The organism is Peptostreptococcus sp. MV1, from assembly GCF_000758885.1.
GTDB lineage: Bacteria > Bacillota > Clostridia > Peptostreptococcales > Peptostreptococcaceae > Peptostreptococcus.
Genome location: NZ_JRNB01000063.1, coordinates 1 through 10,564 on the forward strand (window position 1 = coordinate 1; position 10,564 = coordinate 10,564).

The 10,564-nt window shown below is 38.1% G+C and carries 11 protein-coding genes; all 11 read right to left on the reverse strand.

The window, feature by feature from the left end; genetic code table 11:
• Nucleotides 1-172, reverse strand: a 172-nt coding sequence (locus HMPREF1639_RS09635; protein WP_036763894.1) for a helix-turn-helix domain-containing protein, incomplete at its 3' end; no start/stop codon positions are given.
• A 278-nt stretch (nucleotides 173-450) separates the two neighbouring features.
• Nucleotides 451-1,986, reverse strand: coding sequence for a glutamine-hydrolyzing GMP synthase (guaA, locus tag HMPREF1639_RS04695; protein WP_036763898.1), 1,536 nt, complete (start codon nucleotides 1,984-1,986; stop codon nucleotides 451-453).
• 303 nt (nucleotides 1,987-2,289) lie between these two features.
• Nucleotides 2,290-3,912, reverse strand: coding sequence for a chaperonin GroEL (gene groL / locus HMPREF1639_RS04700; RefSeq protein ID WP_036763901.1), 1,623 nt, complete (start codon nucleotides 3,910-3,912; stop codon nucleotides 2,290-2,292).
• 26 nt (nucleotides 3,913-3,938) lie between these two features.
• The gene (locus HMPREF1639_RS04705) at nucleotides 3,939-4,220 is read right to left on the reverse strand and encodes a co-chaperone GroES (protein WP_036763903.1); all 282 of its coding nucleotides are present in this window, start codon (nucleotides 4,218-4,220) and stop codon (nucleotides 3,939-3,941) included.
• Nucleotides 4,221-4,303: 83 nt separating this feature from the next.
• On the reverse strand, nucleotides 4,304-5,785 hold the full coding sequence (cls, locus tag HMPREF1639_RS04710; RefSeq protein WP_036763906.1) for a cardiolipin synthase: 1,482 nt from the start codon (nucleotides 5,783-5,785) through the stop codon (nucleotides 4,304-4,306).
• 110 nt (nucleotides 5,786-5,895) lie between these two features.
• Complete coding sequence (locus HMPREF1639_RS04715; protein ID WP_036763908.1) at nucleotides 5,896-6,774, reverse strand: DNA-3-methyladenine glycosylase family protein; 879 nt, start codon at nucleotides 6,772-6,774, stop codon at nucleotides 5,896-5,898.
• A 73-nt stretch (nucleotides 6,775-6,847) separates the two neighbouring features.
• Nucleotides 6,848-7,231 (reverse strand): Asp23/Gls24 family envelope stress response protein, encoded by a 384-nt coding sequence (locus HMPREF1639_RS04720; RefSeq protein ID WP_036763911.1) that lies wholly within the window; start codon nucleotides 7,229-7,231, stop codon nucleotides 6,848-6,850.
• A 29-nt stretch (nucleotides 7,232-7,260) separates the two neighbouring features.
• Nucleotides 7,261-7,755, reverse strand: a complete 495-nt coding sequence (locus tag HMPREF1639_RS08950) for a DUF2273 domain-containing protein (protein ID WP_052045423.1) — start codon at nucleotides 7,753-7,755, stop codon at nucleotides 7,261-7,263.
• Between the two features lie 12 nt (nucleotides 7,756-7,767).
• Nucleotides 7,768-8,415, reverse strand: coding sequence for an alkaline shock response membrane anchor protein AmaP (amaP, locus tag HMPREF1639_RS04730; protein ID WP_036763914.1), 648 nt, complete (start codon nucleotides 8,413-8,415; stop codon nucleotides 7,768-7,770).
• A 105-nt stretch (nucleotides 8,416-8,520) separates the two neighbouring features.
• Complete coding sequence (locus HMPREF1639_RS04735) at nucleotides 8,521-9,951, reverse strand: hypothetical protein (RefSeq protein ID WP_052045424.1); 1,431 nt, start codon at nucleotides 9,949-9,951, stop codon at nucleotides 8,521-8,523.
• A 2-nt stretch (nucleotides 9,952-9,953) separates the two neighbouring features.
• Entirely contained in the window at nucleotides 9,954-10,340 is a 387-nt protein-coding gene (locus HMPREF1639_RS04740; RefSeq protein ID WP_036763919.1) for a GntR family transcriptional regulator, read from the reverse strand.
• Between the last annotated feature and the right edge of the window lie 224 nt (nucleotides 10,341-10,564).

Here is a 10,564-nt window from a genome sequence, read left to right on the forward strand (position 1 = left end):
CTACGCTACCGCGTTTAAGTTCATTGTAAATAGTAGTTCTTGACCTGTTCAAATGTCTAGCAATAGAGGATATTGAGCAGCCTAATTTGATCATAGCATAAATTTCTCCTATTTCATACTCACTTAAGTGTTTAATGTTTCTATTTTTTGTGTTAAAATTAAGTTGATTCATTGTGATCCTCCTGTAGAATTTGTGTAGTAACTTATATTTTAACACAGGATTCACAATGAATCATTTTTTTATTCAGTTGTACAAATTGATTATACAATCAACCTATTATTTTCAATGCAAAAAAGCCAGCAGAATTTACACTCTGTTGGCTTAATTATTTTCTCTTAGAAGTGGCTTACCACTTTTTTCTTATAATAAAGTACTTCAAAAATACTTCATCTAACCACTTGAAACTTTAGAATAATCAGTAATATCAATGGTTTCAATTAGTGCTTAGGCTATTCCCATTCAATTGTTCCAGGAGGCTTACTAGTTATATCATACACAACCCTGTTAACCCCTTCAACCTCATTAATTATCCTATTAGAAATCCTCTCCAAAACGTCATAAGGAATCTTGTACCAGTCAGATGTCATACCATCACTTGATGCAACAGCTCTCAGTCCAACTAGGTGGGCATATGTTCTTTCGTCACCCATTACACCTACAGTCATTACATCTGGTAGTGTAGCAAAGGCCTGCCATATTTCCTTGTATAGGCCAGCATTTCTTAGCTCGTCCATGTATACTGCGTCGGCTTCTCTTAGGATATCGCATTTTTCCTTAGTTACTTCTCCGATTACCCTAATACCTAGTCCTGGTCCTGGGAATGGATGTCTAAATATTAGGTTTTCTTCTATACCTAGCTCTAGACCTATCTTTCTTACTTCATCCTTGAATAACTCTCTTAGTGGTTCTATTATTTCCTGGAAGTCTACATCTTCTGGTAGTCCACCTACATTGTGGTGAGACTTGATTGTTGCAGATTCTCCATTACCTGATTCTACTACGTCTGGATAGATTGTACCCTGTACCAAGAAGTCCATCTTACCTAGCTTCTGTGATTCTGCCTCGAATACCCTGATGAATTCTTCACCTATTATCTTTCTCTTTGCTTCTGGTTCTCTTACTCCTGCCAGCTTGCCTAGGAATCTGTCTTCTGCATTTACCCTGATTAGGTTCATACCGAATTTCTGTCTGAAGATCCTCTCCACATCGTCACCTTCGTTCTTTCTTAATAGACCGTGGTCAACGAATACACAAGTTAGGTTGTCACCTATTGCTCTATGCATCAAGGCTGCTGCTACTGATGAGTCTACTCCACCTGATAGAGCACATAGGGCCTTCTTGTCACCAACTTTTGCCTTTATTTCTGCTACCTTGTCGTCTATAAATGAGCTAGTAGTCCAGTCTCCACTTACCTGACAAATCTTGTAAAGGAAGTTTGCAAGTATCTTGTCTCCTTCTATTGAGTGTTCTACTTCTGGATGGAACTGTACTCCGTATAGCTTTCTTTCCACATTGTGCATAGCTGCTACAGGACAGTTGGCTGTAGTTGCTACTACGTCAAATCCCTGAGGAGCTGCTGATATATAGTCTGTATGGCTCATCCATACCTGGTTGCTTGATATTCCTTCGAATATTGGAGACTGACCGTATTCTATGATTGTCTTACCATATTCTCTAGTCTGGTTGTCTCCCTTTTCAACCTTACCACCTAGTAGGTGGGCCATCAACTGGTCACCATAGCATATACCAAGGATTGGTACACCTATTTCGAATATTTCAGTTGACATCTTTGGTGAATCTTCTAGGTAGGCACTGTTAGGTCCTCCTGTGAAGATTATACCCTTAGGATTTTTTTCCTTTATCTTTTCTATGCTAGTTGTGTATGGTAGGATTTCACAGTATACGTTGTTTTCTCTTACTCTCCTAGCTATTAGCTGGTTGTACTGACCTCCAAAGTCAATTACAAGAACTATCTCGTGTTTCATATTTTCTCCCTTCTTATTCTGACACTAGATTTATCAAATAAATATACGAACAATCTAAGTCCTATTGAAATATTTTTTCGTTTTGTTTTTACTTATAACAAATATTATACCATATTTTTTAGGTATATATCAATATAATTGAATCTGTCCTTATATTCAGTATTTGCAATACTTTTGTCCTGATTTTTGTCAATCATTTATATATTTAAATATATAAAAATGGAGGCAGCATTCCTCTAACTCTATTTGGAATGCTAACCTCCACTTGCTTCTTTTTTATGTTGCTTGCTTATCCTATGCAGACTACATCATTCCTGGCATTCCACCTGGCATACCTGGCATATCGTCGCTACCTGGTAGGTCTGCAATGGCAGCCTCTGTAGTCAAGAATACACTTGCTATTGATGAGGCATTCTGTAGGGCACTCCTACTTACCTTAGTTGGGTCAACTATACCTGCCTCTATCATGTTTACATAGTCCTCATTCAAGGCATCAAATCCTATCTGAGAATCTGAATTTATCACGTTTTGTATGATTACAGATCCCTCTAGACCTGCATTTATTGCTATCTGTCTTAGTGGTTCTTCTAGGGCTCTTCTTATTATCTGTGCGCCTAGCTTTTCTTCTCCATCCAGTGATGCTACTAGGGCATCTACTGCTGGTATGGCAGATACAAAGGCTGTACCACCACCTGCTACTATACCTTCCTGAACGGCTGCCTTTGTCGCATTTAGGGCATCTTCTATCCTTAGTTTTCTTTCCTTCATCTCTACTTCTGTAGCTGCTCCTACCTTGACTACAGCTACTCCACCTGATAGCTTGGCCAATCTTTCTGCCAATTTTTCCCTATCAAAGTCTGATGTAGAGTCTGCCATCTGCATCTTTATCTGGTTTATCCTGTGAGCTATATCTTCCTTTGAGCCTATTCCGCCAACTATAGTTGTAGTTTCCTTGTTTACCTTGACTGTCTGGGCCCTTCCCAACATATCTAGCTGGACTTCCTTTAGGTCAAAGCCTAGCTCTGTAGATATAAATCTACCACCTGTTAGGATTGCTAGGTCTTCTAGCATGGCCTTTCTCCTATCACCAAAGGCTGGTGCCTTGACTGCTACTACATCAAATGTTCCCCTTAGCTTGTTGACTACTAGTGTAGATAGGGCTTCACCCTCTAGGTCTTCTGCTATTATCAGTAGCTTGCCACCATGTTGAACTAGCTCTTCTAGTAGGGGTAGTATTTCTTGTATATTTGAAATCTTCTTGTCTGTAATCAAGATATATGGATTTTCCAGGACTGCTTCCATCTTTTCTACGTCATTTACCATGTAGGCAGATACGAATCCCCTGTCAAACTGCATACCTTCTACTGATTCCAATTCTGTAACCATTGACTTTGACTCTTCAATAGTTATTACTCCATCCTTGCCTACTGTCTTCATTGCCTCTGCTATCAGCTTGCCTACTTCTTCGTCACCTGCTGATATAGCTCCTACCTGGGCAATTTCTTCCTCAGTATTTATTTCCTTAGAATTGTTCTTTAATTCCTCTACTGCAACGTCTACAGCCTTCTTTATCCCCTTCCTAAGTAGGATAGGGTTTGAGCCTGCTGTTACATTCTTTAGGCCTTCTCTGATTATTGCCTGGGCTAGGACTGTCGCTGTAGTTGTACCATCACCGGCTACGTCGTTAGTCTTTGTTGCAACTTCCTTGACTAGCTGGGCTCCCATGTTTTCAAACTTGTCTTCTAGTTCTATTTCCTTGGCTATTGTTACACCATCATTTGTGATTAGTGGTGCCCCAAATTTCTTGTCTAATATTACATTTCTACCCTTTGGTCCTAGTGTAACCTTTACAGTATCTGCCAACTTGTTTACACCTGCTTCCAAAGATGCTCTCGCATCCTTTGCAAATTTTATTTCTTTTGCCATTTTAAAGCTCCTTCCTAATTACTATCCTATACCAATATACCTACTATATCTTCTATCTTTAGGACTATGAATTCTTCCTTTTCTATCTTGACTTCAGTTCCAGCATACTTATTGTATATTACCCTGTCACCTATTTCTACTTCCATTTCTATTTCCTTGCCGTCAACTATACCTGAGCCTACAGCTATAACTTCTGCAAACTGTGGTTTTTCCTTGGCAGCACCTGTCAAAATTATTCCACTGGCTGTCTTTTCTTCGGCTTCTACCTTCTTCAAAACAACCCTATCTCCTAATGGTTTTATTTTCATAATTAAACACCTCCGTATTTATTTAGCACTCATTCTTTATGACTGCTAATAGTATATATCCAAATTCTTAAAAAAAGCTTAAATTATAGTAGGGGGGAGAAGAGCCTAGATATTGATTCTGCTAGTCTAACCCATACATTTCTGGTCCTGTAATTTTCCTCCAAAAGCTGGATTGAATCCTCCTGGTCCCTATAAAACTGGTCTGCCACCATATTTACATATTCCTTATCATAGATAAAGGCATTGACCTCAAAATTTAGCATAAAACTCCTCAGATCCATATTGGATGAGCCTATGGAAGCCAGCTCATCATCCACCAAAAATACCTTGGAATGTATAAATCCATTTTGGTATAGATAGACCTTGCCACCTGCCTTCATTATCTCCTCAAAGTATGAGTATGATGCTATATTTACTATATAGTGGTCAATCTTCTGTGGAAAGATAATCCTTACATCTACACCAGATAGGGCTGCTGTCTTTATTGCCTTTAGTAGGCTCTCATCCGGTATAAAATACGGTGTCTCTATGTAGACCCTCTTCTTGGCCTGGCTGATTGCCGAGAAAAAGGCATAATGTATATCTTCCCACTTGCTATCAGGTCCTGTACCAACCACCTGAATGGCAGTATCACCTATTATCTTCATCTTAGGCATATACTTGTCATCACTCAATAGTTCATTTGTAGTAAGGTACCAGTCCACTATAAATATTAACTGGAGCATATGGGTAGCTATACCCCTAATCCTGATATGAGTATCCCTCCAATAGCCAAACTTCTTGAACTTGCCCATATATTCATCACCTATATTCAGGCCTCCTGTATAGCTAATCTTGCCGTCGACTACAGCTATCTTTCTATGATTCCTGTAGTTGAGCTGACCACCAAAGATTGGAAACTTGGTAGGCAGGAAGGCTGCACACTTGACACCCGCCTCCTTTAATTCTCTCAAGAAAGACCTATTGATCTTGAGCCTCCAGCAGGCAAAGTCATCATACAAAAGTCTAACCTCTAGACCCTGCCTGGCCTTTTCAATCAAGACAGCCTGAATTTCCCTCGCTATCTGACTATCCTTGACTATAAAGTACTCCAGATGTATATGGTCCTTGGCTGCCTTCATATCCTCAATTAAATTAGCAAACTTCTCATGACCATCCTTATATATTTCCAGTTCATTATTGGTAGTATAGGGAAATTGACCTATATTAAAGAGTAGCCTGACCACCCTTTCTTTTATAGGGCTGGCATCGTCCCCCATTAGACTACCCTCTTCCAGCATTTTCTGCTGGTTCTTAACTATATTCTTGAGGATTTCCATACTGTTTAATAGTTGCCTATGGCTCAACTTACTAGACTTGGTCTTAGCCTTAAACAACTTGTGTTTTCTGATATTCCTCCCAGAGAATACATATAATACAATACCCACACCCGGAAAAATCATGAACATCAATATCCACAAGAGGGTCTTTGATGGGTCCCTATTTTCCAAGAGTATATTCATGGAAATTATTATCCCTATTATATAGGATAACAGAACTATTAAAACCGTAACCTTTAATACCATTACATCCCCCTGCCTCTACAAATAATACTCCTAGAAGATTACTACTTCCAATCCTTCAAGATACTTATAATTTCAACTTTCACCTAAAAAAATCCTTCTCAAATAGGATACTACTTCTTTCCTATTTCTAGCTCCCTCACATAATAAAACAAATACTGCTGGGCAAAACCAGCATCTTCTCCAAATAGGTCCATACCATACTTCCTCATCTTTGGAAGACTCATATCATCCGCCCCATAAAATTCCTGCATTACTCTTTTGACCCATACATCCACAGGGAAGGAATTGTACTTTCTCATACCAAATAGGGCTATACAATCGGCAACCTTTGCTCCAACCCCCTTGAACTTCAATAATTCCTTGTGGCATAGCTCTGGTTCCATGCCTACAAAGGCCTTTAGGTCAATCTTTTCATCTAACACTGCCCTAGTTGTATGGTAGATATACTTGTCCCTAAAACCAGTCTTACATTCTCTCAAGTCCTCTATGCTGGCCTGGGCTAGGTCCTCTGGTGTCGGGAAGGCATAGTAGTCCTGCCCCCTATAAGTCCCTATCTTGCGACCATAACTTTCAGATATGTTGTTGATGGCCCTCTGTATCATTGGTATCCTATTGTTCGATGATATTATAAAGGAAATCAGCATCTCCCAGCCATCCTGCTGTAGTATCCTGATACCCTGCCCAAAATCTACAGCCTTTTTCAAATTTTCATCATGCTTGGCTAGGTCTTTTTTTAGGGCTTTGTAGTCTCTTCCTAGGTCAAAGTATTCATACCAGATATTTTCAAAGTCCTCTAAGCTAGTATTATCTATATGTATATCATCACCTAGCTTGCTCACATTGATAACCCTGCCCATAGCAACACCTGTATATGACCCATCATCCTGCCTAATCCACCTAAAGCACTGGCCACAATCAAACACATGGGCTGGTTCAAAGTCCTCGACCCCTTCTAGTATAATTCCATTTTCAACTTCTTTTATCTTCATTTCTATCCCTCTTTCCTTGGCTTAACCTATTTAAAAAGCAGCCATACATTTGTACAACTGCCCTATCTTCTTATTACCCGTTAAGCCTGTCCCTAAATTCATCTGGGCTTAATACATCTTCAATTTTTGCATTGACCTCGACAACCTTCAAACCAGTCATGCTCATGACCTGGGCCTCTATTACCTCTTTAATTCTCGTGTAAATTTCCCTGGCATTCTTGCCAAACTCCAACCACAACCTTAGGTCAACTGCAACTTCAGTCTCACCAACTTCAACATTTATACCACTGCTTTCATTGCCCCTGCCTACTATACCTGAAAAAGCTCCGTTGCTCTTGACTGTAGTGATACCATCCTGTCCCTTAATAGCCATAGCAACTATTTTGGCGATTACCTGCTCATCAAATACTAGCTTGCTAGTATGCTGGTTGTCTGTATTATTATCCTTGTAATCCATATCTACACCTCACAAATATATAAAATACCTTACTTAAACTTTCTAACTATTGTCTCAACTAGACCAACAACGACTGGATTTTGGTCAAATATTTGTCCAATTATATTGGCTATAAATACTACTATGCATATTACAGCTGTCTTCAAGAAACCAATCCATAAAAATAAGATTGCTATTATAATTCCAACTATGGTAGCTATAAGTGTATTTGGCTTCTTCCTGTAGGCTGCTAGTAGCATAGCCTCTAATTTTTCCCATAGAGTATTTTTCTTCGTATTGTTAATCAGGGGCTTTCTCTTTTCCCCGCCATGATTTATTGACTCCTCCTGGACATTGTATACTTGGTCATAATCTTGTCCAATATTAGGCTGGACCTCTTCTTTCTTACTTTCTTTATCAGAACTATCCTCAAACACTACCCTAGCCCTGACAGGTTGAGATTCAGCAGATACCTCCTTGACAAAATCATCCTGATTATCAAAAATATCATCTATATCTTCTATATGGTAATTTTCATCTATCATTTCGGCACCTCCTTACTTAACCCTTTTAACTTTGTCCCCATACTCAGATTCCTGTTGAGATTTCTTGTAAGACTTGTCAAACTTGTCCTTTTTTTCTATATCATAGAATTTTATATTTATTTCATTGACCCTCTGACCTATAAAGTTCTCCACTGCCTTGTGGAGTTCCTCCTGAATCATATTGGTCAATTCAGTCATACCAATAGCCTGGTCATTATCGATACTAGAGTAATCTTGCATACACTTTTCATAGTCCAGTCCACACTTTATATAGACCTTTATATCTGACTCGCCATCCTTTTTATTTTTTATACTAGTCTTTAAATCCAACTGACCAATCTCTTGAATTTTGCTAGCTGCCTGCCTAACAGTCCTCTCTATAGACCTATCAGAAATCATAATACTACCCTCATCCTCGAATAAAAGCAAGTAGCTGTCATCAGATTTTTTGAACAGTAGATATATGACCCTTAGTCCAGTCACTAATAATACCAGTATTACAAACATATTCAAGACCATAGTGTAGTTAGAATCACTCCTAAGGCTAACTATAAAACTCTCCATAAATTCAAGATTAAAGGCCATTGAATACAAGACCACTACTATACATACAAGTACCAAGCAGTATAGTAGATTTATAACTTTTTTAAAATTAGACATATCAATCTCTCCTAATAGTATTTCAAGATTTAAATATAAGTTCACAACTCTAGTTTAGCACATAAATAGACTAAAAAAAAGATTTTTCAGATAATATAGGCAAGTTTATTTTCCTTTAACCAACTTATATACATCCTCTGCCTTCAAGTCTTTATCACCACTAATATATACCAACCTGTGTTTTAACTTTATCCTTACAAGGGGCCTATTTGGACTGTTGACATATAGGTCTAGTCCTCCTATCCTTTTACCTCTAAACCTACCTATTTTTATCTCTCCCATGCTGATACCATTTGTCCTAATATATGAATCATCCTCCATATCATCCACCAAGTCTAAACCAAGAACATCAGACCTCTTGAACTCAGTCTTGTAGAAACCTGACGATACCTTTATCCTATCACCCTTGCTTGTAATCTCTACATCCTTATTAGGCTGCAAGAAACATATAAAAAAGGTACCCAAGATCAATATAGCCAGTAGTAAATTTATTATCTTGGCTGATTTTTTAGCCATATTAAATTCTTGGTTCATAGAATTTAGCCTGCTTGGCACAAATATTCTTTTGTCATTAGGGTTTGAATACCAACCCTTTCTCCAATAGTAGTCATCATCCATGTACTCAATATTTTTAGCATAGCTAAGGATATCATCCCTCTTAGTATTGGCTATCTTGGCCACGAAAATACAAGTCATGCTAGATAGGAATAAACCAACAACATATATAGCCATATCAACATCATACAACCAGGCATTTCCTATCAACCTATACAGGATATACATACTGGTTATAAATACAAGGAGGTCTGCCAGCAGACTTGCCCTAGACCAATACAACTTATCCACCCTATTTGCCATATAATTGATTGGACTATCTTCACAGTAGACTTGATTTTTCCTATCGCCGTAAATTATATGTACAAGTAGATAGGACAGAGAAATAAATACACTTATAGCAAAAATAATAATTAGCATAAACTTTAAGTCCATATATGCAGACTGGTCAACTCCCCTAAAAATACTTTTCAAAACTGGCCCTTCTATTATACCGTCTATTATCAAGTAGCCATAAACAAACAAAAACGGCAAATGTACAAGAGGGCTCAGTTTCATCTTATCATCCATACTGGATACCCTAGTATCAATCTTTATTAAGTTGGACTCCTTGTTTATCCAGCCCCTGTCCTCCTTGAGACTATACATATCCCTCATACAAAATACTGATATATACTGATAATAGCCTATGACCAATATTAACCAGACCATATATACCACTATAAAAATATCCACATTAAGCCAGATTACTGCCAGGGTCAAAATTGAACCCACAAGCAGGATCAACTTCAAAATCCCTAGTTTCTTACCGTACTTTTCAATCAGTCGCAATATGTCTGGGTCTTCCATCTTGTCCTTATCCACGTGCATACCCAAAACCATGCCATTTTTGTAATCCAAAATTTTCTTCAAGGTAAACCAAAAGACAAGGCACATTATCAAATTGGAAATACCTATAATAACAAATAGCAATATATTCATAGCTATACCTCCTCACACACCTTAAGTCCTGCAAAGGCCCTCTCACACATCTTTATAAAATCTTCCTTGTCCATCCCCTTGACACAGGCTTCGGCTGTCAATAGCTCCAATTCCGACTCCAATTTCTCCTTAAAGTCCCTATCCATATGCTGACTAGCAGATACAAAGGCACCACTTCTACGGTCAATCTCTATAAAACCCTCAGCCTTTAATATTTGGTAAGTCTTGTTGACTGTCATTGTATTGATACCCGCATCCTTGGCCATCTGTCTGACAGTAGGTAGGCTTTCACCCAACTTCAAGTCGCCCCTACTAATACCCAGTACAATCTGATTTCTCAACTGCACATAAATTGGAACACTAGAAGATGTATCCAAAGAAATAATCATATAAACCCCTCCTCTACAATTTAAAAATACTACATATGATTCAAAATTCACTTTATAAAATTCTCTTCTTCCATCTGCCTATTCTGATAAATATTAAGTTTATACCCCCTGTATGTATTGCTAGGTGTAATACTTAATTTGTATTATTTATTATAATACAATAAATACAACAATACAAGACTTTTTACAAAAAAATACTGAGACTTCCCTGTTAGATAAAATTG

Bases quoted from the DNA above. Each gene is read 5' to 3' on its own strand.
- guaA (WP_036763898.1), bottom strand. From the start codon at position 1,986: ATGAAACACGAGATAGTTCTTGTAATTGACTTTGGAGGTCAGTACAAC.
- groL (WP_036763901.1), bottom strand. From the start codon at position 3,912: ATGGCAAAAGAAATAAAATTTGCAAAGGATGCGAGAGCATCTTTGGAA.
- HMPREF1639_RS04705 (WP_036763903.1), bottom strand. From the start codon at position 4,220: ATGAAAATAAAACCATTAGGAGATAGGGTTGTTTTGAAGAAGGTAGAA.
- cls (WP_036763906.1), bottom strand. From the start codon at position 5,785: ATGGTATTAAAGGTTACGGTTTTAATAGTTCTGTTATCCTATATAATA.
- HMPREF1639_RS04715 (WP_036763908.1), bottom strand. From the start codon at position 6,774: ATGAAGATAAAAGAAGTTGAAAATGGAATTATACTAGAAGGGGTCGAG.
- HMPREF1639_RS04720 (WP_036763911.1), bottom strand. From the start codon at position 7,231: ATGGATTACAAGGATAATAATACAGACAACCAGCATACTAGCAAGCTA.
- HMPREF1639_RS08950 (WP_052045423.1), bottom strand. From the start codon at position 7,755: ATGATAGATGAAAATTACCATATAGAAGATATAGATGATATTTTTGAT.
- amaP (WP_036763914.1), bottom strand. From the start codon at position 8,415: ATGTCTAATTTTAAAAAAGTTATAAATCTACTATACTGCTTGGTACTT.
- HMPREF1639_RS04735 (WP_052045424.1), bottom strand. From the start codon at position 9,951: ATGAATATATTGCTATTTGTTATTATAGGTATTTCCAATTTGATAATG.
- HMPREF1639_RS04740 (WP_036763919.1), bottom strand. From the start codon at position 10,340: ATGATTATTTCTTTGGATACATCTTCTAGTGTTCCAATTTATGTGCAG.